25 protein-coding genes and 1 pseudogene are annotated in these 24,349 nt (G+C 43.8%); 16 read left to right on the forward strand and 10 right to left on the reverse strand.

The window, feature by feature from the left end; translation table 11 throughout:
• Positions 1-719: 719 nt before the first annotated feature.
• A complete protein-coding gene (locus tag F6K49_RS05270) occupies positions 720-2,201 on the forward strand; it encodes a family 10 glycosylhydrolase (protein WP_293021865.1) in 1,482 nt (493 codons plus the stop codon).
• Here the strand turns inward: F6K49_RS05270 and F6K49_RS05275 are convergent.
• Both F6K49_RS05275 and rpe read right to left on the reverse strand, forming a co-directional pair.
• Positions 2,134-2,319: a hypothetical protein gene (locus F6K49_RS05275; RefSeq protein ID WP_293042749.1), complete on the reverse strand. Its 186-nt coding sequence runs from the start codon at positions 2,317-2,319 to the stop codon at positions 2,134-2,136. The genes F6K49_RS05270 and F6K49_RS05275 overlap by 68 nt on opposite strands.
• A 105-nt stretch (positions 2,320-2,424) precedes the next feature.
• Positions 2,425-3,132, reverse strand: coding sequence for a ribulose-phosphate 3-epimerase (gene rpe, locus F6K49_RS05280; RefSeq protein WP_293094776.1), 708 nt, complete (start codon positions 3,130-3,132; stop codon positions 2,425-2,427).
• 273 nt (positions 3,133-3,405) lie between these two features.
• Between rpe and F6K49_RS05285 the strand changes: the two genes are divergently transcribed.
• Positions 3,406-3,870, forward strand: coding sequence for a CAAD domain-containing protein (locus F6K49_RS05285; protein WP_293021868.1), 465 nt, complete (start codon positions 3,406-3,408; stop codon positions 3,868-3,870).
• 598 nt (positions 3,871-4,468) lie between these two features.
• Here the strand turns inward: F6K49_RS05285 and F6K49_RS05290 are convergent.
• A complete protein-coding gene (locus F6K49_RS05290; protein ID WP_293065499.1) occupies positions 4,469-5,659 on the reverse strand; it encodes a HetZ-related protein 2 in 1,191 nt (396 codons plus the stop codon).
• Positions 5,660-6,648: 989 nt separating this feature from the next.
• Between F6K49_RS05290 and F6K49_RS05295 the strand changes: the two genes are divergently transcribed.
• Positions 6,649-6,945, forward strand: coding sequence for a DUF2470 domain-containing protein (locus tag F6K49_RS05295; protein ID WP_293021872.1), 297 nt, complete (start codon positions 6,649-6,651; stop codon positions 6,943-6,945).
• 77 nt (positions 6,946-7,022) lie between these two features.
• Here the strand turns inward: F6K49_RS05295 and F6K49_RS05300 are convergent, their stop codons facing one another.
• Positions 7,023-7,424: an Hsp20/alpha crystallin family protein gene (locus F6K49_RS05300; RefSeq protein WP_293021873.1), complete on the reverse strand. Its 402-nt coding sequence runs from the start codon at positions 7,422-7,424 to the stop codon at positions 7,023-7,025.
• Between the two features lie 1,077 nt (positions 7,425-8,501).
• Positions 8,502-8,699, reverse strand: a pseudogene (locus tag F6K49_RS05305) (IS1 family transposase); the annotation flags it as partial.
• Positions 8,700-9,191: 492 nt separating this feature from the next.
• Here F6K49_RS05305 and F6K49_RS53200 point away from each other — a divergent pair.
• A complete protein-coding gene (locus F6K49_RS53200) occupies positions 9,192-9,437 on the forward strand; it encodes a TIGR03985 family CRISPR-associated protein (RefSeq protein ID WP_366514129.1) in 246 nt (81 codons plus the stop codon).
• Between the two features lie 456 nt (positions 9,438-9,893).
• On the forward strand, positions 9,894-10,016 hold the full coding sequence (locus F6K49_RS05310) for a hypothetical protein (RefSeq protein WP_293021874.1): 123 nt from the start codon (positions 9,894-9,896) through the stop codon (positions 10,014-10,016).
• A 27-nt stretch (positions 10,017-10,043) separates the two neighbouring features.
• Here F6K49_RS05310 and crtH read toward each other — a convergent pair whose 3' ends face one another.
• Positions 10,044-11,594 carry a carotenoid isomerase gene (gene crtH, locus F6K49_RS05315; protein WP_293094780.1) on the reverse strand — a complete coding sequence of 517 codons (1,551 nt, stop codon included), beginning with the start codon at positions 11,592-11,594 and terminating at the stop codon, positions 10,044-10,046.
• 386 nt (positions 11,595-11,980) lie between these two features.
• Positions 11,981-12,148 carry a hypothetical protein gene (locus F6K49_RS05320; protein WP_293021876.1) on the reverse strand — a complete coding sequence of 56 codons (168 nt, stop codon included), beginning with the start codon at positions 12,146-12,148 and terminating at the stop codon, positions 11,981-11,983.
• A 126-nt stretch (positions 12,149-12,274) separates the two neighbouring features.
• Here F6K49_RS05320 and upp point away from each other — a divergent pair, with 126 nt between their 5' ends.
• The 3 genes from upp (at position 12,275) to F6K49_RS05335 (ending at position 13,938) form a co-directional block, all read left to right on the forward strand.
• Positions 12,275-12,925, forward strand: a complete 651-nt coding sequence (gene upp, locus F6K49_RS05325) for a uracil phosphoribosyltransferase (protein ID WP_071104472.1) — start codon at positions 12,275-12,277, stop codon at positions 12,923-12,925.
• 300 nt (positions 12,926-13,225) lie between these two features.
• Positions 13,226-13,561, forward strand: a complete 336-nt coding sequence (locus F6K49_RS05330; RefSeq protein WP_293021879.1) for a hypothetical protein — start codon at positions 13,226-13,228, stop codon at positions 13,559-13,561.
• 128 nt (positions 13,562-13,689) lie between these two features.
• The gene (locus F6K49_RS05335) at positions 13,690-13,938 is read left to right on the forward strand and encodes a YggT family protein (protein WP_293021881.1); all 249 of its coding nucleotides are present in this window, start codon (positions 13,690-13,692) and stop codon (positions 13,936-13,938) included.
• 69 nt (positions 13,939-14,007) lie between these two features.
• On the opposite strand, the gene F6K49_RS05340 is transcribed toward F6K49_RS05335, so the two are convergent.
• Both F6K49_RS05340 and F6K49_RS05345 read right to left on the reverse strand, forming a co-directional pair.
• A complete protein-coding gene (locus tag F6K49_RS05340; protein WP_293021883.1) occupies positions 14,008-14,448 on the reverse strand; it encodes a hypothetical protein in 441 nt (146 codons plus the stop codon).
• Between the two features lie 151 nt (positions 14,449-14,599).
• Positions 14,600-15,826, reverse strand: a complete 1,227-nt coding sequence (locus F6K49_RS05345) for a sulfite exporter TauE/SafE family protein (protein WP_293065512.1) — start codon at positions 15,824-15,826, stop codon at positions 14,600-14,602.
• A gap of 192 nt (positions 15,827-16,018) precedes the next feature.
• Here F6K49_RS05345 and F6K49_RS05350 point away from each other — a divergent pair, with 192 nt between their 5' ends.
• Positions 16,019-16,660 carry a hypothetical protein gene (locus F6K49_RS05350; RefSeq protein WP_293065515.1) on the forward strand — a complete coding sequence of 214 codons (642 nt, stop codon included), beginning with the start codon at positions 16,019-16,021 and terminating at the stop codon, positions 16,658-16,660.
• Positions 16,661-16,678: 18 nt separating this feature from the next.
• On the opposite strand, the gene F6K49_RS05355 is transcribed toward F6K49_RS05350, so the two are convergent.
• The gene (locus tag F6K49_RS05355; RefSeq protein WP_293021888.1) at positions 16,679-17,131 is read right to left on the reverse strand and encodes a helix-turn-helix domain-containing protein; all 453 of its coding nucleotides are present in this window, start codon (positions 17,129-17,131) and stop codon (positions 16,679-16,681) included.
• Between the two features lie 252 nt (positions 17,132-17,383).
• On the opposite strand from F6K49_RS05355, the gene map reads away from it, so the two are divergent.
• The 7 genes from map (at position 17,384) to mnmG (ending at position 24,324) form a co-directional block, all read left to right on the forward strand.
• The gene (gene map / locus F6K49_RS05360; protein ID WP_293094785.1) at positions 17,384-18,217 is read left to right on the forward strand and encodes a type I methionyl aminopeptidase; all 834 of its coding nucleotides are present in this window, start codon (positions 17,384-17,386) and stop codon (positions 18,215-18,217) included.
• A gap of 271 nt (positions 18,218-18,488) precedes the next feature.
• The gene (locus tag F6K49_RS05365; RefSeq protein ID WP_293065522.1) at positions 18,489-18,617 is read left to right on the forward strand and encodes a hypothetical protein; all 129 of its coding nucleotides are present in this window, start codon (positions 18,489-18,491) and stop codon (positions 18,615-18,617) included.
• Positions 18,618-18,865: 248 nt separating this feature from the next.
• Positions 18,866-19,015: a hypothetical protein gene (locus F6K49_RS05370; RefSeq protein ID WP_158069737.1), complete on the forward strand. Its 150-nt coding sequence runs from the start codon at positions 18,866-18,868 to the stop codon at positions 19,013-19,015.
• A 951-nt stretch (positions 19,016-19,966) separates the two neighbouring features.
• The gene (locus tag F6K49_RS05375) at positions 19,967-20,656 is read left to right on the forward strand and encodes a Uma2 family endonuclease (protein ID WP_293021892.1); all 690 of its coding nucleotides are present in this window, start codon (positions 19,967-19,969) and stop codon (positions 20,654-20,656) included.
• A gap of 651 nt (positions 20,657-21,307) precedes the next feature.
• Positions 21,308-21,829 carry a photosystem I assembly protein Ycf3 gene (locus tag F6K49_RS05380; RefSeq protein ID WP_293021894.1) on the forward strand — a complete coding sequence of 174 codons (522 nt, stop codon included), beginning with the start codon at positions 21,308-21,310 and terminating at the stop codon, positions 21,827-21,829.
• Positions 21,830-21,945: 116 nt separating this feature from the next.
• Positions 21,946-22,236, forward strand: coding sequence for an Asp-tRNA(Asn)/Glu-tRNA(Gln) amidotransferase subunit GatC (gene gatC, locus F6K49_RS05385; RefSeq protein ID WP_293038553.1), 291 nt, complete (start codon positions 21,946-21,948; stop codon positions 22,234-22,236).
• A 177-nt stretch (positions 22,237-22,413) separates the two neighbouring features.
• Entirely contained in the window at positions 22,414-24,324 is a 1,911-nt protein-coding gene (mnmG, locus tag F6K49_RS05390; RefSeq protein WP_293094791.1) for a tRNA uridine-5-carboxymethylaminomethyl(34) synthesis enzyme MnmG, read from the forward strand.
• Positions 24,325-24,349 lie beyond the last annotated feature (25 nt).

The raw sequence follows: 24,349 nt of genomic DNA on the forward strand, positions 1-24,349 counted from the left end.
GAAAAAGGTGAAGGATCGTCTAGAGCAGGAATTTTCCCAAGTAGAGCGTTCTCTCAAACGGGGCGCTTAAGCTGTCGATACCTCGCCTATTGTAGGCGAGGCATAACCTGGGTTAACAAAAAAACTGCGAGTAGAAACCTGTCCTATCTTCAGGTTTCTTGAGAACATCCCAGGTAAGGGAGGGTAGGATTATCGATGATCTCAAAGTTTTGGCCAATTTTTTGATCTGCTCTCCCCCTAACTCTCATTATAAGTAAGAATTTTCCGGAACAGTAGGTAAGAGAGCTGAAAACAGTTAAAGATAATGCCAGCCGAAGCGCGGTTAGGGGTTAGACTAATGATTATATGGTTTATCACTACTACTAGGGCTTTAGTTAGCTAATAATCGACAATAATCAAACTTGCTTGACAAATTTAATGATATATGCATCAAATAAAACGATATAGATTTACCTCTGACCCCTCCCTTGGTGTTTCCCTTTCTATCCCTAAACCATATAATAACTAGCTAAAGCTAATTTTACCAAAAATCCCAGTTAAAAACCCCTGTGCAATAACGGCGGGGATGAAAACGAGTTAGTGACTTGCTGACCCTCTCGTAGTATCCGTTTAGAATCCCTGATGCTGCACCTGGGGCAGATTTCAAAAATATTGAACCAATCGGGGATGAGTTAGCTGGCTTTTGGCTAACTTTCTGTTCTTTTGTAGTGTTTCTAGGAATGTATAACAGTTTTGTTAAACGGAGGCAACACCGGCAAGGTCTACATCGTAGCTTGATTGCCGCCTTTGCAGTAGGAAGTAGTCTGTTGAGTCAGTGTTGGTTGGTACCAACCGCTGAGGCAAAAACAAAAGCTTATTGCCACTTTACTCAGGAAGCGATCGCTCAAAAAGAAAGCTTAAGAGTTAATTCCTTAAAGGACAACTCAAACTCTAAAATCAGCTACCAAACCATTATCCAGGAACACGCCAGTTTCTTACAGCAGTGTCGTTCCCAAACCTGGCCGAAGAATCAAGCCATTTGGGTGCGCTTATATCCCTGTGATGCTCGTCCTGGAGCCCTTGAGGAAACCCTCGACCGTATTGTTAACCAAGGCTACAATCAGGTCTACGTTGAAGTATTTTACGATGGTCGCGTTCTTTTACCAAAGGCAGATAATCGTACTCCTTGGCCGTCAGTCATACAACAACCGGGGAATGAGAACGTAGATTTATTAGCCCAGGCGATTCAAAAAGGTCGTGAGCGGGGTTTGCAGGTATATGCCTGGATGTTTACCATGAATTTTGGTTATACCTACGGTCATCGTGCCGAGCGGCAACAGATTCTTGCCCGCAATGGTCGGGGAGAGACCAGTTTGTCGGTAGTTAAGAATGGCTCTCAAGTATTTATCGACCCTTATAATCGACAAGCCCAGGTAGACTACTATGAGATGCTTAAGGGTGTATTAAAGCGACGCCCCGATGGGATTTTATTCGACTACATTCGCTATCCCCGTGGTTCAGGTTCCCAGTCTGTGGCCAGCAGTGTCAAGGATCTTTGGATTTACAGTGATGCAGCTAAGCAAGCCCTGTATCAACGGGCTGGTAACAATCAAGGTAAGGAGCTAATTCGGCGCTATCTGAGTAAGGGTTCCATTAGTACTAGGGATATAAAAGCTGTCAAAAAGCTCTACCCTGATGAAAAAACTCCCCTGTGGCAAGGTCGCACTCCTTCCCCAAGAGAGAGTACTCGAACTATACAATGGCAGTTGTGGCAACTCAGTGTTGCTCACGCTGCCCAAGGGATATTAGACTTTCTCAAATTAGGTGAATTGGCAGCAGAGCGAGCTGGGGTACAAGCCGGTGCAGTGTTTTTCCCTGATGGCAACCAAGTTGTAGGTCGCATGGGTTATGATTCGAGACTACAGCCTTGGGAACATTTTCCCCGTTCCCTGGAATGGCATCCCATGTCTTATGGTGTTTGTGGTCACACCGGTTGTATTGCCAATTTAGTCAAACGGGTGTTTAAGTGGGCATCGTCGGAAACAGACGTAAAACCAGCATTAGCAGGAACTTGGGGAAGATCCATAAAAAATCGTCCTTCCCTAGAAAACCAGATGCAGGCATTGCGCCGAGTGACACCACAAATTAACTCAGTCAGCCATTTTGCTTTCTCTTGGCAAAATCCAGAATTTGACCGCGAGCGAAAGTTTTGCAGATTATAGCAGTTCGACCTTGACTGAGGTACTTATGACCTGAGGGGAGTAGGGAGTAGGGAGTAGGGAGTAGGTTTTTTAGATCAGGGTCAAACCCAACCCCAACCCCCTCATGAAGCTGCTGCATCGCTTCGACACACCCTACACCCCATACTCACGTCTTTGTTAAAAACCTACCCTTATCAGCCCCCTCGACCTCTGATTAAGATTGGCCTAATGGGGATAGTTCTGATTAAGCAGTTACTAACTGGGGTTCAGGACGCTTGCTGTTACGAATACCGCTAATGGCCTCTGCGTAATCTGGTGCCTTGAATACAGCTGAGCCAGCCACAATCGCATTCGCTCCGGCTTCTAGCACTTCCCAGGTATTGTTCACCTTGAGTCCCCCATCAACTTCAATCCAGGGAGAAAGACCACGCTCATCACACATCTGACGCAGTTTGCGGATTTTTGGCACAACTTCTTTGATAAAGCTTTGACCACCAAAGCCAGGATTGACGCTCATAATCAGGATCAAGTCACAGACTTCTAGGACGTACTCAATTAAATCCAAGGATGAGGAGGGGTTAAGTACAACACCTGCTTGCTTACCCAATTCTTTAATCTGACAGAGAGTGCGGTGCAGATGGGGTGAAGCGTTGTGTTCAGCATGAACGGATATTATATCAGCCCCTGCCTTAGCAAAGTCTGCGACATACTTTTCTGGTTCCACAATCATCAAGTGGACATCCAGTGGCTTTTCGGTAATCGGGCGAATGGCTTTAACAACTAGAGGACCAATGGTGATGTTAGGGACAAATCTACCATCCATTACATCAACATGAATCCAATCAGCCCCTGCGGCATCCACAGCCTTAATTTCTTCTCCCAGTCGGCTAAAATCAGCTGACAGGATAGAAGGGGCAATAACAACTTGGTTTTCGGATAGGGTGTTGCTCATGATTGGAGGTGTTCTCCTGGAAGCTTATTTTTTAGTATTTTAACAAAATCTTTAGATTTTCCCTAACCAGTTGTTGTGGTGCTGACCTACTTAGTGAGCACTGGTCACCAGACCAGTTGGCTATAAATCAGCCCATACCTACGGATGCTCACCCCTAGCAGGTCATGATGAAACTTTTGATAACATGGGCAACAGTTAGTCAGTCTGTCATCTTATGCAGCTGCCTTGCTCAAACGATAGAATATCCTGCTTTAATAGAATTTTGGAGGAAATATGGCGTCAAATCCCCAAGCATCTGCATATACTCAGAGCAGCACCAATGAAACTACCCTTGAGGATGAAAAACAGCTGAAAGTAGACCTCAAAGTTGACAAACCTGGTGCTATAGCCAAACTCACTGCTCCTGAGCCAGGACTGACCCAACCGTGGCAGGAATGGTTGCAAACTCTTACAGAAATTTTGTCACAATTGCCGGAATATATCGGCGGATTTGTTAGCAATTACCAAAAACCCTTGCTTACCGTTGGTCTTTTGCTGGCTGGGTTCATTACTGTTAAGGTCACGTTGGCGGTGCTGGATGCAATTAACGATATTCCCCTGATGGCACCGTTGTTTGAATTAGTGGGTATTGGCTATACAATCTGGTTTGTAGCTCGTTATCTACTCAAAGTCGAAACACGCCAAGAATTATCAGGGGAGATTCAATCCCTTAAAGGTCAGTTTATAGCTAAAAAGTGATATCTAGTTTGGTGGCATTAGCCCTTGTCAGGTGAGGAGTATAAAAAATAGGGCATGGACAATTGTCTCAATTGCTTTCCATGCCCTATTCCAGTAAATTAGTTTGACTAAATTAGTTTGACACTCCCCGGCCTAAAGGCGCGAGGATTATTTAGAGGAGGTACCCTTTTGGGGCATTGCTCGTAACAACTACCAACATGGGGTTGATAGTCCACTTGGCGGTGCCAATTGCCTCTACTCTCTCCGACAGAAATGTCATTGAGTCTACTTTTTTTTGAAGTACTTTGATTCGCTTTCCGAAAAGACTCTTGCGTGGCATTGGGCTGGAATTGGAGTCTTAGACCGAGTCCCCATTTCGAGTAACTACCATTTAACCAAGGCGTCCCACTGCTGGGTTTCACCCTTCCTTTTCGCTTGATTGCGTTTTATGAAATTATAGCACAAAGCCGTCCTAGAAGGACGGGGTTTCAGACCCATTTTTTTTTGATGACAGTAAATTAGTGTTTTTTTGCTGTAGCTCCTTGTAGCTATACTAATTAATACCTATCACTTATTGATCAATAATTAGCGGGATTGATTGGATAATAAAATTCAAACCTCAACTTGCTGAAGCACTGCGCAGGGCTTGAGCTGCTAGATAGAGTTTGTTCCATTCACCCATCACCTGGTTAGTTCTCCAGTTAAGATCGTTAGCGATCGCTTCGAAGGTATGACCAGCTTTCATCTTATCCAGCAACTGCTGTTGTTCAGGGGTCAGTTTTTGCTGATATTCTTGCCATTGCCTTGGGGTTAGTCCAAACCTGTGCTCAGTGTAGGATGTTTCCAGCCAACTGGCTACTAAGTCTGGCTGGCCTTTTACCCCATTGATGGAAAAGACACGAATGGCATGGTAGCTAATTTTTTCCCGTAGACGATAGACCTTCTTGATCGGCCAATTTAGGCGACGAGCGATCGCCTCTTGAGATTGACCTTGCAAGTAAAGTCGCAGCCAAAGGGCCGCCTCAGACCCTAAGTTTTTCTCTAAGTAAGCCTCAAATTCCTTAGATACGGACATCCTTAGGCTTTGTTTGTCTTCCCAAGCCTGCTTATGTTGATAATTAGTAATGGCTTGGTTATCCAATAGACTTACTGGGGCATCGGTTTCCCCTTCCGGGTTGATTGACTCTGACACTAAACGTACCATGTCTCCTTCTGGCACATGGGTCATACCGCCACGTTGAGACCGACGCAGAAAGTTGACAAACCGATAGACAACTAAGGGCTGGTTGCGAATCGGGCGCAGACAATACTCTTCAAGAGTAGTTAATAATAAAGCATTGCGCAGCGGTTCTTCCTTGGTACATTGTCTAATCCAGGCAATTTGCTTTTGGATATAGCGATCGCTATTTAATAATTCCTGAATCACTTCTTGGAGAACATCCACCACAGCCCTTTGGCGATCGCGACTTAGGGACACCCAAGTGCGGATTTTATTGCGTAAGGTAACTAGACTAGCTAAGCGGGTGGTCAAATTGCGATAGCAACGTTCTGGTGGCACCCCCAAGTAACGCTGTTGCAAAATTCTGTAACGATACTCCATTGCTTGGACAGCGATTACCAGTTTGCTCTGAGTGAGAGTGTCAAACCCCTCTTTATCTTCTCCAATTAACCACTGTACAATACTGGAGCTGGTGGCTGGATTTTGGTTGGGACAGTCACTCAACAAGCGCGACTGCCATTCTCTTTCCAGTTTATCCGCCAACTTTGCCATGACATTGCACTCCTTGGATCCCTGTTTTAAAGTTTGCATGACAACCCTCCCTGTTTCTACTCACTCGAAGTGGGTAGTGACTGCTTTCTATTTGACCACTAATTTCTAGGTATTGGAAGTGATCAAACTCCCATAACTACGCTTACGAAAGTCACACCAGTAGGATGATAGATAGCACGCCTGTCTGGAGATCTAGATCCTCTTTTAGATGTGTTCTAGATCACAAGCCCTAAATAGACTTCTGGGACATCCAGCAAGTTTTAGCTTCGTAAACTAGGGTAAGCACCACTATTTAGATATCACTGAGAATGATATGAATTATGCTGATAGCAGCCAATTGATATACCGTCACAGTATCTTCATAAGTATTTATCAAGCTTTTAGTTTAAAGGTGTTTCACCAGGGTAAACGCATCTTGTTGGGTAAGCGGGGGTAGTTCTCAATAAACCTAGCCTTATTGTGCTTATTGACAATTATTTTTATACATATAGTGTTTATTTAATTTGAAAAACACTATATATAGGATTTAAAAAATTAGATGGGTTTACCCTGGGTGTTTCACTGATTCGTCTACCCTGATAATCTAACCCTGACGATTTAGCTGAGTACACCCGATATCCCGGTAGCTCTTGACCTTAGGGATTACTATTTAACATACCTTCTTGAATCAGAGGAAATGCTCATACCTAATATTGAATATATCAGAAAACGCCCATCAGATCAGCTAACTTGATGCTGAAACAGGCACCCTGGGAATTTTACACAGGTTGGAATTACCGCTGTGCCTATGAATTCTATCCTCCAAGCTAGTCAACTGCTAATAGGTAAATCAGGAGTTCCCCATAGACAGTATATCCACCCAGACCTATCAAACGTCTGTAATTCTGATATCCCCGTTCGCCGTTGGCGGTTACCTATTGGCTAAAACCTTAATTTTTCCTTTCAGCTGGGTAAGTCCTGACTGTTTTGAGAGGGGAAACCTGATATCTTGATAAAGATGTTTTGATAACTATATTTCTTGACTAAGCATGTCTGACCCATTTTCTCCTGAGGTAAGCGATCGCATTTGTAAGCACATGAACGATGATCATGCTGATGCTGTGGCACTGTATGCTCAGACTTTCGGCAATTCCCCGGATACAGAAGAAGCAGAAATGGTTTCGATTGATGCTCAAGGCATGAATATAATCACAAAAGTCAAGGGGGAGTCTTCCACTGTGCGCATCAGGTTTGATCATGAACTTAAAGATTCTGAAGATGCTCACTACACCTTAATTGACATGATCAAACAGGCAAGGCAGTCAGTAACCAACCTGAAGGGGTGACAAGCAGCAATGAAGCGCCTTGTTGTCACCCCCTCAGGTCACCAACTTTCACCTTAGAAAAGGTTGAAGATTCAAGCTTACCCTTTAGGCAGGGTGAGTTTGAGCATGCCGTTATGATATTCAGCTTCAACCTGATTTCTGTTAATCTTGGCTGGTATTGGAATAACCCGTTTGAATTTCCCATAGCGTAGTTCCGAGCGTACCATACCTATTGCTTTAGTCCTAGCTGCTGACTGGCGCTCGCCACTGATGCAAACAGAGTCTTCCGTGAGTTCAACATCAAGGTCTTTGGCTTCCATGCCTGGAATTTCTAGTCTCAGGTAAACGGCTTTAGGAGTTTCCTCGATCTCTGCATAGGGCATAAACGTCATCCCTGGAAATCCTCCCTCGTCGCTATTCATGAAATGGGTGAGTCGGCGGTTGAGTTCCCGATGCACACTTTCTAGATCTGGCAGATGTTCCGAACGAGTAATAGCCATTATGGTTATCTCCAACTATCCAGTTTTTTTACCTTCACCTCTAATTTCCGCCCAGTTTATTGTTGCCCAACTAGCCACACTCTAGATAGAAGAAAGTTCCAGACTGGCAGGAATTGATTCACAGAAAATCTTAGGATGTTTGGAAGCCCCGTCTATGCACAAGCGGGGTCCTTACTTTAGTATCTGATTTTACTGTTTGGGCTGCGGTGAGCAGATGTTACTCTTTTGAGATCTACTTTTTTGAGATCTATCTATTTTTGAGATCTATCTATTTTTTGATATCTAATTATGAGTATTTATTTCTAATAATCCTATTATAACTAAATCTTATAAAAACTGCTGGACCCTTTGACAAACTTGTTTAATATTTTTAATACTAATTTAATATTTTTAATACTTAGAGCCTTGATTAAACACTCTATCATGGCCTAATTAGCTATTTATGCATCAAGACAGGGAATAAGCAACTTGGGATCAGGGAACTTCGGCTCAGGAGACAATACGCCATAGGGAATACGCCATAGGGAATACGCCAAAAATACTGTGTATCTCATTAATATGAGAAGCGCTCAATGAAATAGTCACAAATTTTCACAAATGCCTAAAATCAGGGATCCTGTCACTTGTCTCTGGCAGAGAAAACTAGAGAAATGCGATGCTCCAAAAGGGTCGCTGCGGGATTGGCCTACGGCCACGCTACGCGATTGACCTACGGTCACGCTACTTGAGGAGCAACTAGGGTTGAGATTCCAGGGTAAACGCCTCGTAATTTGTATCAAAAATTACATAAAAAAAATCTACAATAGTATCAAAAATCTATAATCGACCGGTTGATTGTCAACAAGCCCGAAACATTGCTCAATTATTTGCCGTGTTATCCTTGGTGGATTTGATATCAAGTCAGGTTGAATACCCATAATTAGAGGGAGGGTGATACCCACCCCTAACCCCTCCCAGGAGGGGAATATGGGGAGATGGGGAGATTTTTATTAAGGGTAATTATCCCGATCATGATATGAGAGATCTGGAAATTATCGTTGCGTAAGCGGTAGTGATACACAAGTAGTGATAGCCTAATCAACCCGACAAACACTTATTATAGTGATGAATAAAATTCCAAATAGCTCCTAAGTGATTTTCTATTTTTTTTGAAAATGACAAAGTTTTTATTACCAGACGACTAATCCTTTGTATTAAAGTATTATTTAAGCTTTCAATATGATTAGTTTTACCAGTTTTTTTTGCTACTGGTTTGTGACGTTTCTTTGGTATTACTGTTCTTGATGCAGTCGCTCATGGTTTGAATTTACCGTAAGATAGGGTCGCCTTATTAAAAAATATTTAACCCTTTTCTGCATAACCTGCTAACTATAAAGGCTCCACTATCTAAGGTTTTGTCTCCGGGGGAAACCCCCTGTTCCCTTGCTGCATCGCTTTTTAACTGTTCGCTCACAGTTGCAGTAAGGGCAATTGGGTCGCGTTATTAAATCTGAGACTGTATTCATTGTTATGATGGTGTATTGATCACTAACCTTTTTGTTAATAATAAAAATTTAGCAGTTTTCTAAGGATTATTTAATCATTATTTCTGATTACTTAGATAATTATACCTAATTAATTGATAGTAAAATTACTATATTTTTCAATAAAAAAATGCCTTATTTAAAGTCCATGTAATGTTGCATCACTACTTATTTATCACTACCTAAATTTGGAATATTGCTCCTAAACTACATATCAAAAATATCTATAACAGTGCTTGCTTAAATAAAAAAAAAATACACTGTTTACCCAGTTTTTATTTACTATTATCATCGGGCTTATTACCTCTGTGCCTTTGGTCAAAGACCTGATCGAACTGAAAACCAACCGCCCTTGGGATGGTATAACTACCGTTTAGAACGAATAACCGAATTCAAAAAATTGTCTTGGGATACTCCCAATTTCCCTTGGTCAAAATCAGAAATTATTAACCATACCGAAAAATACAGTACTGATTATATTCAACAATAATTACACTCTGCTTATGGCTTTGATTTCTATGAAAAATCCCGTTTAATGCTCCTCCGTTTTGATGCAAATTTTGCCCAACACTACATCTAAAAATCCTTCCGTAATCCCACCTTTGATAAACTCGATAGCTATCAAGATGCTAAAGCTTTAGCTGATAAACTCCACAATATTCGTTCACTTCTTGCTGATTGCCACAGAGAAGGGGAACAAGTTTGGCAAAAGTTTACAGGTGGTAAAGAGGGCACCCTTTGGTTTTATCAGAGCTTACTCAAAGTTTATCAGGAAAAACGTTCGGATTTTTTGACCCAGGAATTGGCCAGATTAATTTCTCAACTAGAAGTTATTGCCCTCCGCCGGTGGGAATAGGGAATAGGGAAACAGAGGGAGGTGTGGGAAGTGTGGCGAGTGTGATCTAATTTGCGTTTGAATACTTACTTTATAGCGATTCTCATATTAATGACGTACACAGGATTTTTTCCCTATTGCCTATTGCTAGCTTGCCTATTGCCTGTTCCCTATTGCCTATTGCTAGCTTGCCTATTGCCTATTCCGGTGATCCGCTGTTCCCTATTCCGGTGATCCGCTGTTCCCTAAAAAGCATTCTACCTAGAATCCCAAATCCACAGCAATACGGTGAGCACAAGCAAATCCCGAAAACGCTACTGCATTTAAACCCTGCCCCGGAAAGGTACTATCACCAACACAATAAAGCCCTGGAATAGCAGTGCGATTAAACGGCATTCCCAACAATCCCATTAACTTGCGGTTAGGAATTGGCCCATAGGTTCCATCCATACGGTTCAAAAATCGTCGATGACTGCGTGGTGTGCCCACCTCCATGTAATCCAATCCAGCATCTAAGCCAGGAAAAATCGTCTCCAGTCGCTCAATTAAGCATCCAGCCGCCTCTTCCTTCTTATTTTCGTACTGACGAGGGGATAACCCTTGCCAATCTTCCATCCAGCTCGGGGTAAAGGTGTGGAAAACATGATAGCCTTCTGGAGCTAAATTGGGATCAAGCAAGGTCGGAATAGAAACAAAAATAGTCCCCTCCGCATCCTCCATATTTTCCCAGTCTTCTAGGACAATATGGTGACACTCTGTACCAGGTGGTAAAACATCTGCCTTTACCCCTAAATGTAAACTCAAAAAACCCGGTGATTTCTGATAACGCTGTTGCCATTTCCGCTCAGCTACTGGCATCTGGTCAGCTGGCACCAATTTCTCAAAGGTATCCCAACGGGTAGCATTGGAAACAATTCGTTTTGCTCGATACTCTTTACCATTCACTAGCTGGACACCCACTGCCTTGCCCTTTTCCAGCAGAATTTTCTTCACTCGAGCTTTATAAAGAATCTGACCTCCAGCTTTCTCCAATCCCTCCACTAGTTTTTGGGCGATTTTTCCTACACCTCCTACCGGATAATTAATTCCACCGTAATGTCGGTCAGAAAACACCATCCCAGCATTAATCATCGGTGTTTTGTCAGCAGGTACCACAGACCAGCAATAACATTCCATGTCTATAAATTTCAGCAACTGGAGGTCGCTAATATACTTGCGAGCAATGTCTCCCACATTTTGGGGCAGGTACTTTACTAAACCCAAACAAGCCAAGGGATGCTGGAAAAATACCCTGGTCAAATAGCGAATTTCTTCCAAGGACAGTAAGTCCATGGCATTCAGGCAATTAAAGACCTTCCAGCATTCATCGTAAAATTTGCGAATTCCTTGGCGTTGGTCAGGGAAGTGAGCAGTAAGTTCTTGCAAAAAATTCTCATAGTCTCGGTGGACTTTGAGCTCTAGATCACCAGGGAGATGATAGTGAATCTGTACTGGATCTGGAATTGTTTCGAGACTGACATTGACAGCCTCAAGGGCTCGGGTAAGTAGATTGGTTGTCCCCTTTGTGCCAAACCCAAAAATCATTGATGCTCCAACATCAAAGCGATACCCCTCTCGCTCAAAGTAACCCGAACTACCACCAGGAATGATATAGCTTTCTAGCACCAGCACACTCGCTCCCTTCGCTGCCAACTGAGTTGCGGTGACTAGCCCCCCAATACCAGAGCCAATAACAATAGTATCAAATACCGATTGATTGGAAATGGTATGGGATTGATTGCTTGATGGGCAAGGTTGGGATCCAGCAGTCATGGAATTAGCAATTTAAATATATTAACTGATGGATCTGAGTTTAGCGTTTCTTGTTGATATAAGAGTTCATTACTAATGCAAAAAAAAAAGTGGGCACCAGCCTGCTGCTGCGTACCGGTCCCACCCGCCTATCCTTAATGAGAGGAGAACACTTATTACTACTATAGTCTTGTTGAAAAAAAATGTCAACATATTGAAAAGCATTTTCCCGAAAAGGGGAGTGTCGGGAGTGCCGGGAGTGGGAGGAGTGTTAGCTAACCATCCCACCGGGGAGGGTAACAAGCAGCCTTGTTACCCTTACTGGGTGTCGGCGAACCTGTAGGGAAAACTTTTTGGGAACTAAGGCAATCATTACACCCCGCGCCCCCGCCACACCACACACCCCCTCAGGTGTAGATCTGAGTCTCTATGGTGTTTTTGCTTGTAATTGACCACTTGACAGTATTATTGGCATAGTTAAAAGCATGCCCAAACCCTTTGAGTGCTGTCTGTATTTTGACAACTTGTTTAGGGTTTGCTTGAATCAAGCAAACACTAGTTAATACTGTATTCATCAATGTAAAACTTGAAACTATCATCGACTAGATCAAAACTTGTGGTTATTCCCAAAAACCCTGCTGCCCAATTCCTCTGACACTACCTAATTTGTTTCTCACTAATTCTTATAGTTACGACCTGTTATGACTCTCCAACTACGTGTCTATGTTCCACCCCATCCCCTAGTTAAGCACTGGCTAGGGGTTGCCCGTGATGCCTCGACACCACCTCCATTGTTCAAAAGCGCTATGACCGAGTTGGGACGCTGGTTGACCTATGAAGCAATGCGGGATTGGTTGCCGAATGAAGAACTAACAGTGCAAACTCCCCTAGCTCCGTGCAAGGTAACTATGGTTAACCCAGAAGTGCCCATAGTAGTTGTGCCAATTTTGCGGGCTGGACTAGCGCTCTTAGATGGAGCCCAAACTTTGCTGCCCTTGGCATCGGTTTATCACCTTGGTCTGGTCAGAAATGAGGAAACCTTACAAGCCAGTTTTTACCTGAATACCTTACCGAATCAGTTTGACCCAAATACACGAGTCCTAGTTCTCGACCCAATGCTGGCTACTGGTGGCACAATGATGTTGGCAATGTCAGAACTTAAAAAACGAGGAGCAACACCAGACTTAACACGGATTATTAGCGTGGTAGCAGCACCACCAGCCTTACAAAAGTTGGGGGCAGATTATCCTAGTTTGACCATCTACACTGGCATGATTGATGAGGAAGTCAATGCTAAGGGATATATCGTACCAGGCTTGGGTGATGCAGGCGATCGCGCTTTTGGAACTTGACCTGAGCAGCAAATAACCCCTATTACCCTGAGCAACTTAGACAGCAAATCCAACTAACTGATAGTAGAGGTGTTCCAGGCAACACCTCTACCTAGACTGGCTGATCACGGTGCCAAACTTCACACTCTCCGCTCCCTCACCAGACCGGGCTTTCAAAGCTTTGTCTAAAAGCCTTGCGATACGATACAATTAATTATGGGCTGGTAGCAAACCCCTTGTCTAATCAGCAAGATCCTCTCAAACTTGATGGGTTAATCTGGATAAAAGCTGCATTTTGAAAATCAAGGGCAACAGAGCAACATGAGTCAGCAAGATGGTTTTGCAAGTGGATTCCTGACTGGAGCAGTAGTCGGGGGATTGATAGGTGGATTAATCGGCGCTTTGGTTACTGCTGGCAAAAGTAATCAAAACGATGAGGAAGATCGGTCTATGTTAAATTCTGAGCGCTCAGACCCTAAGGCAATTAGGGCCAGAAGGCGCGAACTAAAGGCAGAAGCAAGTATTGAAGCGGCACGTCAGAGTTTGGAAGACAAAATTGCCCAGCTCAATTCAGCCATTGACGATGTACGTCAACAAGTCAGCACAGTGAAAGGTACAGCTGAGGCAAATACACATGAACGGGTGCTTGAGCCGTGAAAAAAATTATGTTGTAGGTATGTTTTAGCTTTACTGACTTGGTATTCAGGCACAGGTTGATCAAATTCGTTAAACTTAACATCAAGGCATAACACTCACACAAACTTACTAAGAAAGCTTATAAATCTATGGCTACAGAACTGTTGACTAGCACTCTCCAGAGCTTTATCAAAATCTATTTCTATCTATTAATTGTCCGAGTTGTGTTAACTTGGTTTCAAACAATGGATTGGGCGAATCAGATAACTTCTGTGTTAAGTCCCATTACTGACCCTTACCTGAATATTTTCCGTTCCTTCATTCCACCCCTTGGAGGTATAGATGTTTCCCCCATACTCGCGATTTTGCTTCTAGAATTTTTAGGTGGGCTGTTTTAGCTTAAACGGGGAGAAGCCCCACGTCTGAAAGGGAAGCGTCAGCGTGGGCTTAATCCCCCTTTAAGCTAATCACCGACCGATTTTGTGCTTAAAACCGGATGCCTTAAACTTCTTAAGCTTGAGAGGCGTTTTTACATTAGCAGGAACTGTAACCCGGATTTCAAAATCACTGATGCCTGGTGGCACTTCATCAATTGATCCCACGCGACCCCGGTTTTGGAAGGTATTATTGCCATTGGCATCGTAGATACGACCAAAAACATCAGCATCAAATACGTTTATTTTCTTGGTATTCTTGGCTTTACCCTTGATCAGATAGCAACTAGCCTGCCTCGCCGAACCCCCACCAACGGTCACCGTGCCTTGCCCGATTTCTGAGGGACACTCCTGGGAATGCAAGTCTAAGAGTTTAATGGGGATCTTAGCAAAAGCAGGGGGCGCAAATGCCGAGCTGATCACCCAAATCAGACAAGCTACTGCTGTAGCCGTTAACCAATTTCGAAATCCCATAAAGCCAACCAAAAAATAACCTTATAGCTACTTTACATCTAAATTGGATAGGTTTAGCTTGGAGCAGAGAAAATATCGCTAACTATAGGTAATACTGAATAGATAATACTGAAGTGGATGGGTCCAAAGCTCAGTTTAGAATCAGTGACCATTACCAAGATTTGGGGGGAAGGTAGAACTTTTCTAGGGATAACCCTGACCAAACAATACGCGATCGCACTAGCAAAACTCCTAAGGTAATTATTCCCAAACTCACAGCTCTGAGTTGGTGGTTTCCAGTCCAAGCTAACTGTCCAAGGTAGCTCGAACCAATCATCACGGTATGAATTGCAGCTAGGACTAAAGCAGGGATACTCAATAAATGAATCCGTCGCCAAAGCTTGCCCAAACCCTTCTGTAAGCGGTCAAAACTCGTGAGGGCGGCTGGGGTAATCAACACGAGCGCTAAAATTCCTGCTAACAGACCCCACTTATGCTGCGGTAGCATATACCCCATAGCATCTAACTTCCAGTTCAAGGCATGGTCTAGCCTAAAAAATGTATGAGCGATCGCCAACACAAATGCCCCCACTCCTAAAGCCCGACGATAGCGTAACAGCCCAGCCCACAAACGACTAATCGGACGAGCAATCAAAGATAACATCAGTAACAGCAGCGCCCCATGACCGGTGTAATCCACCATAGCATCGGTACGCAGAAGGGTTAAAATACCAATGGTGAGGGTAACCCAGCCTCCTAGGCGAAACAACTGGCTGCGCTTGCTAACACTGAGTCTAGATGCAGATACACCCACTCCTAGCATCATGGGCATAGTTCCCAGTCCAAAGGCCAGCATCGTTGCTGCTCCCCACCAGAGATTACCCATTTCCGCTGCTTTAATCTGAGCAGCATACAGGAAGCCACAGGGCATCAAACCCCAGACTCCTCCTAAAAGGGCTGGTGTCCACCACTGAGATTCCCCAGACAATTTAGTCATCGCGACCGTCAGCCGTTGATGCCCAATCCCTTTAGATAGGGGGTGTAATAGGGGCAGACGGGGAATCCAATCGGGTTTAAGCTGCACACAGCCAAACCAAATAAGCATTAAACCAGTCAGAATTGCCATGGCTTGGCGCAATCCACTGCCAATCCCAGCCAACTGACCACTGGCAATCAAGACCGAACCCATACCCCCAAGTCCAGCTCCGACGAGAGCATAACTAATTGTTCGTCCTAGGTTCAGTAGACTATGAAAACCCAGCTGATGCAGCCACTTTGGAGACTTTTCCTGCTGCTGAGATAGGGAAAACGCCACTGCCAGAGGTCCACACATCGCCACACAGTGACCAAAACTCCCCAGAAACCCTAGGGTCATGACCAGCAGCAAATCTAAAACCATTCCGTGCTTATGTTCCTTACCTATAGACTATGGTAAATATTATCATCAGCCATTCATGCTTATTGTGAACTTATAGCAAGTTGTCATGAAAAGATTCATGTGTGATCTTCTATATCCTCTGTATCTCCGGCATTTTATGGTTAGGAGGTAAGAGCATCTTTGAAGAAATTTTAGCATTAAGAGTTAACCCCCATGACCATTCAACTGCCATCAAACATTTCCTCTACTGAAAACTCAGCACTCACAACTCAGCAGTATTTTCCGATAATTTCTCACAACATTAAAACCTCTGCTGATGTCGGTGCTACCTTCCACATTGAACCCAATCACAATCCTCGCGCTAGAGAACCTGCTCTAGCGTGGTTTGCCCTTACTCGCCAAGGGGGCCAACTCATTCCCCTAGACCAATGTGACTGTCAACTAGCCGTTTACTCTAAATCCTCATCAGAGTTAGGGAGTTCCCCCATCCTTGAGCCACAGCTGAAAGCTATATCAGCCGAACAATATCAAGGTATTCCTGGAGCTGATCTAGTCTTTCCTAAAGCGGGAGTCTATGAGTTAGTTTTAAGCGGTACTCCTAAATCAGGAGCTAGTTTTAAGCCATTTGAGATCAAGTACGACGTTACAGTCACTCCTGGGAAAAAAACTGCAACTGTGCCAAGTCCTGCCACTGAACCTGGATTTAACCAGCAGTCAGAATCCTTCTCAGAAGAGGATACGGCACCATCAGAGCCTCAACTATTACAGTGGTGGTTGCCCGTAGGGATTTTTGCCTTAGTCATCCTAGGTATTGCGAGTGTATTGTTATGGAAAAAGGCAACAGGAAAAAGGTAAATATAACCCCACCCTCTACTAGGCAGTGGCCGGAAAACTCCCACCGATAAAGTGAATATCACTAAAGGTTTCAATCCACAGACGAGCACCACAATCAAGAGGGTTATCCGGTTGATACACAATCCGACACGGGCCAAGAATTTCTACCTGATTGCCGTATAGATTGTTGCCGCTTCGTTTTACCGAAATCACTGGCTGACGCTCTTCGGGAGGTTTAGTTTTGTTGGTGCCAATGCGATTGCGATTGACATTGATCTTAGCTAGAGCCGGAGGACGACTTTTACTCCATGTGCCAATCGGTCCACGGCTGGCCTTGATAATTTGCGGTAAATGGTTGAACAGAGGAATAATCCAGAATTTACCGCTTTTATAGGCACCCCGGACGCGACCGTCTTGGAGGAGTTGTCTCAACCGTCTCGAAGATATTCCTAAAAGAGATGCTGCTTCAGTAGTACAAACGCACTTATTCATCAGTTAACTTTAAACCTTGTTTTATTAACTATTCCGATATCTGTAGTATAAATAAAATCGACCATTAATGTCAAGTTGTGGTTAACTGGAATAGCTCTTTATTGAAATAAAGGATTTATCCTCTTCTTACTGAAGTGTTGGAGACCATCCTGCTAAGAATTTTTACTCAATAGAGCTAGGAACCGAAAATAGAAAGAAAATCGAAAGATATAATAATTCTTTAATAATTCTTAATTAACTAATAATTATCAAATGAACATTCTAAGTAACCTGCTTTCCGGTGCCACTAATCCCTCCCGTGCCAAGAAAAAACGCCGACGGATTGAAATCAAATCTGAGCGTGAAATTGAGATCATGCGGCAGGCGGCAACTATTGTGGCAACAGTACTCAAAGAAATTTCTGAGATGGTTGAGCCAGGAATGAGCACAGCAGATTTAGATGTCTATGCCGAAAAGCGGATCCGTCAGATGGGAGCAACCCCAAGTTTCAAAGGCTACTACGGCTTTCCTGGGTCGATCTGCACCTGCCTGAATCACGAAGTAGTTCATGGTATTCCTAGTCCTAAGAAAGTAATTTGCAGTGGTGATGTGTTGAAAGTGGATACAGGTGCCTTCTATCAGGGATTTCACGGGGACTCATGCATTACTATTCCGATTGAGGAGGTGAAACCAGAAGCGAGTCAATTAATTCGGGTGGCAAATGAATCTCTCTACAAGGGCATCGAACAGGTGAAAGCAGGGAAGTACTTGCTAGACATTGCTGGTGCGATTGAAGACCATGCCCAAACTTATGGCTATAGTATAGTGGAGGATTATACGGGTCACGGTGTGGGGCGAAATCTACACGAAGACCCCTCAGTATTCAACTTCCGCACCCGCGAATTGCCGAATGTCAAGCTCCGTGCTGGGATGACTCTGGCGATTGAGCCAATTTTGAATGCTGGTACTAAGTTCACACGCACCCTATCTGACCGTTGGACAGTCGTTACGGTCGATAATTCTCTATCCGCTCAGTTTGAACATACGGTTTTGGTAACAACTGATGGCTACGAAATTTTGACTGACCGTGCCAAGGTTATGAACTAGTTAAGGACTTGCTGGTAGATGGAACTTATCAGTGGGTATTTGGTCAATTAAATAGAGGAGCGTCTCCTACTCCAGGGGAAATATCTAGGTGTACCATTTTCTCCCAAGCCATAGCTATTGCTTACCAGATAAGGTTATGATATATTGGGTTGGGGCTATTTATAGAAACTACCAAATTTTTGGCAGTTGACAGCTAGCAGGATTGATCACAAGTAAGCGCGAAGTTTTAAAACCCAGTCTCGTCAGAGCTGGGATTAAAAACGATTAACTTGTGAATATACTTCGCACTCACTCTTTTCTGAGTAATCATCGTTCGCGTAGCGTGACCTACGGTCAATCGCTTTTAGCGGAAGCTGAGGCCTTTGGCCACGCTACGCGAACGCTTCATCGCGTAGCGTGACCTACGGTCAATCCCATCAATGTAGCCTTATAATAAGGAAGTTTGCTCTAGGCGGTGAGAGCATCAACATCGGAACCGCACTCAGAAAGGTAAATGGGTAAAAAACACTCTTAGACGGTGCTTCTAGTAACTAGTGACATAGATCGCAATTGATCTACTGCTAAAAAACTCCCGATCAGATCTCAGGGGTGTTGATCAGGTGGCATCTAATTTCTTTCTTCTTAGTTACTTCACTATTCTCCGGAACTATGACCAATAAAATAGTCGAAAAAATTGCCGGAATATCTCTGGTAACTATTAGCTTTGATAGGGATTCGACAGCTGTTTCAAAAGAAAACCCCCAAACCGTTGAGCCTAGGGGTAATTATCAGGGTGCATCTACCATTTATTTCTTCTGATTGATGGGATTGATATCCGGAAGGATTACTAGTAAATTTACTAGTCAATCAATAACAAAACCCACGGGATAAATTTGCTCAAAGCCAACAGCCAGCTAAGGCGCTGATGGCAACATCTACCAAAAAAAATCCCCCGAACCGTGAGCTTCAGGGGTAATTATCAGGGTGCATCTACCATTTATTTCTTCTGATTGATGGGATTGATATCCGGAAGGATTACTAGTAAATTTACTAGTCAATCAATAACAAAACCCACGGGATAAATTTGCTCAAAGCCAACAGCCAGCTAAGGCGCTGATGGCAACATCTACCAAAAAAAATCCCCCGAACCGTGAGCTTCAGGGGTAATTATTAGGGTGCATCTACCATTTCTTTCTTCTGATTGATGTTACCAAGATCCGGAAGCTAAGGTATGGCTTAAAATTCTATATGATCACTAAACCTAGATAAAACCTAGATAAAACTTTACTTTTAGCTGACGGCCAAGTTATGGTTTATGGCAGCATCTACAGGTGCGACCCGTGGCGAATTTAATAATTAGATGCGGAAAGCGCACCTACAAAGAAAACCCCCGAACCGTGAGCTTCGGGGGTAATTATTAGGGTGCATCTACCATTTCTTTCTTCTGAGTTACTTCTTCAGTATCCGGAAGGTTTAGCAGGGGATGATTGACGACTGGCGGCAAGACCGTTCCTCGAAAGCTGTATTAATTATCAATTATCAATTGACCCATAGGACTACTCCTTGATGTGTTATTGTATATTACAGCTTGAAGCACGTAGGGTGGGTTAATTGATTGGCGTTCGCGTAGCGTGACCTACGGTCAATCGCACTCTCACAGCTTCCAAGGGGCGATTGCCATAAAATAGCGGTGCGACAAGGCGCGAGGTTCCAACGCCCACACCAAACGCGCACCAAGACAGAAGCAGGTTAATCGGAAGGTAATGCTCAATGGTAACATTACAGCTCAGGCAGTTAAGTGTTCCTCCAGGACAGCGGATTCTTTTGACTGATGTAAGCTGGTCAAAGTTCGAGGAGATTTTGGAAGAACTCGGTGAAAAAAGAGCTAATAGAGTAGCTTACTATCAAAATCAATTAGAAATTAGAATGCCATTGCCAGAACATGAGTTTGATAAAGAAATTATTGGTGATATGGTGAAAATTTTACTAGAAGAATTGGAATTCAATCGCGAATGTTACGGCTCAACTACTTTCAAGCGGAAGGATATGGCAGCAGGAATCGAGCCGGATAATTGTTTTTATATTCAAAATTATCGTTTAATGATTGGCAAAAGAAGATTAGATTTAAGTAGTGATCCACCTCCCGATATAGCCATTGAGGTTGATGTTACTTCCAAAACACAACTGAGTGCTTATGAAGCTTTGGGAGTGCCTGAGTTATGGCAGTTTTCTAAGGGAAGTTTAAAAATCAATGTACTCCAAGCAGGTAAGGGGGGTAGCTATGTTGAGTCTTCTTTGAGTCGTACTTTTCCTAATTTTCCCATTATTGAAGGGGTTGAGCAGTTTGTCCAAATGAGTTTGACTCAAGGTTCAAGTGCTGCTTTAAGGGCTTTTCGGAAGCGATGCAGCGCGGTCTTGGGGGTTCCCCCCATGAGCGACTGCATCAAGACAGTGGGTTAGGCAGAGAATCGATTGAGGGAATGAGCGTCAAAGAAGACTGTACCTCATTGGCCAATCCCGAGTATTTATACTTAAAATAAGAAATGCAGAATATCGGTACTAAATAAAACCCCCGAACCGTGAGCTTCGGGGAGTAACTATCAGGGTGCATCTACCATTTCTCTTTTCTCGGTGATTTCACGCATATCCGGAAAAGTGACTCACTAATTGATCCAGAGGAATCTACAAAACCCTGATCTAGCTCGGATCGGATTAGTGTGGGAACTATAGGCAATACAGAAAACCCCGGAAACTTCAGCTCCGGGGGTAATTATCAGGGTTCATCTACCATGCTTTTATTCTAAGTGATTTTACTGAGATTTTAACAAATATCTTTATTGACATATATAACCAGATATGCTAAAGAATAATCAAGTTATAGAACAGTAAGTCAGTTGACGCTCTAGGTAACACAGGCATTACTTGAGCTATAGCACTACAAGCTATATCACCTGATTGAGGGGTGTTCAGGATAAGTCATGACTTGCAGCAGTCAGCCCAATGCTTAAGTTTTCCTAGATTGTCGAGCTAACTGCTGATAGGTTCATAGCTAAATGCTCACATCACGAGATAGGATTATCTACAAGGTGAAGACTATAGACCCACGCAACTATGCCACGCACTCAACGCAACGATAACTTTATCGATAAAACCTTTACGGTGATGGCAGACATCCTCTTAAAGATTCTGCCTACTAATAAGCAAGCCAAGGAAGCTTTTGTCTATTACCGAGATGGTATGTCAGCTCAAGCGGATGGGGAATATGCTGAAGCTATGGATAATTACAAAAAAGCCTTGGAACTGGAGGAAGACCCCAACGACCGCAGCTTTATTATCTACAACATGGGGCTGATTCAAGCGAGTAATGGTGAGCATGAGCGTGCTTTAGAACTATATCATCAGGCCCTTGATATCAACCCCCGTATGCCTCAGGCCCTTAATAATGTAGCCGTAATTTACCATTATCAAGGTGAACAGTCTAAAGAAGCTGGGGATAGTGAGGGGGCAGAAGCTTTGTATGACAAAGCGGCTGATTATTGGAAACGAGCTATTCGCCTTGCTCCTAATAACTACATTGAAGCCCAAAACTGGCTGAAAACTACAGGTCGTTCTACGATTGATGTTTACTTCTAGCGGCTAGCTTCTAGTTAATAAACTTGATAGTCTTGATAGTCTTTGATTTGGGCTAAGCCTTTACTGTTGAGTGTTGAGGAGTTCATTAGTAACCAAGAATATAATATAACTAAATTATGATTGACCGCGAACAAGTCCAAAAAGTTGCCAATCTTGCTCGTTTAGAACTGAAAGCAGAGGAAGAGGAGAAATTTGCAGCTCAGATGAGCAGTATTTTCGAATATTTTCAACAGCTTAGTGAATTAGATACTGAGGATGTGCCGCCGACTACACGGGCGATTGATATTAGTAATGTGACTCGACTGGATACTCTCAAACCCTATACTGACAGGGATTGTATGTTCAGGGAAGCTCCTGAGCAGGATGGTGATTTCTTCAAAGTGCCAAAAATTCTCACTGAAGGGTAACTGGGGTTGAAAGGGTTAACTAATAGTTGGTTGTTGACGGTTGAGGGTTGACGATTGAAGGCTAGTAGACAGTAAACTATCAAACCAAACCCTTAATTTTTAAATTAAACTATAAAAAATGAACCATTTTATGGTATGAAATTCCTCACCTTTGATTTCTGATCCTTCCTTAGACCCATGCATTCCCAAGTAGATTTCCAAGATGCCTTTGATGTGATTGTAGTTGGCGCGGGACACGCTGGTTGTGAAGCCGCCCTAGCTTCAGCACGGTTGGGCTGTCGTACTATCCTACTTACCCTCAACCTAGACAAAATTGCTTGGCAACCCTGTAACCCAGCAGTGGGAGCACCGGCCAAGTCTCAACTCACCCATGAGGTAGATGCTTTGGGTGGAGAAATTGGCAAAATGGCTGACCGTACCTACCTGCAAAAGCGGGTACTTAACTGTTCACGGGGACCAGCGGTTTGGGCTTTGCGAGCGCAGACGGATAAGCGAGAATATGCGGCTGTGATGAAGGAGATTGTAGAAAATCAAGAAAACTTGACTCTCCGGGAAGCCATGGTCACGGATTTGGTGCTGGGGGCTAATGATGAGGTGATAGGTGTCCAGACTTACTTCGGTGTAGCTTTGAGAGCATCGGCAGTAATCTTGACAACAGGCACTTTCCTGGGTGGACGGATCTGGGTGGGAAACAAGTCGATGTCAGCAGGACGGGCTGGGGAATTTGCGGCAATTGGCTTGACGGAAACCCTTAACCGCTTAGGCTTTGAAACGGGACGACTCAAGACGGGAACTCCCGCACGGGTAGATAAGCGCTCCGTGGATTACAGCAACTTGGAACCTCAACCAGGGGATGAGAAGGTGCGCTGGTTTAGCTTTGACCCAGATGTGTGGGTGGAACGAGAGCAGATGTATTGCTATCTGACCCGCACGACTTCTGAGACTCATCGGTTGATTCGGGACAATCTTCATCTGTCCCCCATCTATGGAGGCTGGGTGGATGCTAAAGGACCCCGCTACTGCCCTAGTATTGAAGATAAAATTGTGCGCTTTGCTGATAAGGAAAGCCACCAGATTTTTATTGAACCAGAAGGACGAGATATTCCAGAACTCTATATCCAGGGATTTTCTACTGGATTACCAGAGAATTTGCAGTTGCAGCTATTGCGAACTCTTCCGGGATTAGAAAATTGTGCTATGCTCCGTCCTGCTTATGCGGTTGAGTATGATTATTTACCAGCAACTCAGTGTTATCCGACACTGATGACTAAAAAAATTGAGGGATTGTTCTGCGCTGGACAAATTAATGGTACCACTGGCTACGAAGAAGCAGCAGCTCAGGGGATTGTAGCGGGAATTAATGCAGTGCGCTATGTCCGCCATCAGGAAATGGTGGTGTTTCCTAGGGAAGAAAGCTATATGGGTACATTAATTGACGATTTGTGTACCAAAGACCTGCGGGAACCTTACCGAATGCTGACTAGCCGTTCGGAGTATCGGTTACTATTGCGTTCCGATAACGCTGACCGCCGTATGACTCCTTTAGGACGGAAACTGGGTTTGATTGATGACCGTAGGTGGCAGCTGTATCAACAAAAACAGGCCAACATTACTACAGAAAAAACCCGACTCCAGTCAGTGCGGATTAAGGCACATGATCAAATCGGAATTGCGATCGCATCCGATACCCAGCAAAAGATCAAAGGCTCGATTACCTTAGCTGAGTTACTACGTCGTCCTGGTTTCCACTATGTCAATCTAGACCAATATGGACTGGGTGACCCTAACCTGAATCAGTCGGAACGAGAAGGAGCAGAAATTGATCTAAAATATCAAGGTTATCTTAAGCGTCAGCAAAACCAAATTGACCAAGTTTCTCGGCAAGCTAATCGGCAGTTACCACCAGATTTGGATTATGCTGCTATTGAAACTCTATCCAAAGAGTCTCGTGAAAAGCTTAGCCAAGTCAAACCTATGACTATTGGTCAGGCATCTAGAGTTGGTGGGGTTAATCCAGCAGATATCAATGCGTTGCTGGTATATCTAGAGGTACGGGAACGAAAGTTCAGCGCTGTTGTGGCTCCCTAATCTCAGGGTAATCTGTTAGAGATCC

The sequence above is a fragment of the Moorena sp. SIO3I6 genome (genome assembly GCF_010672095.1).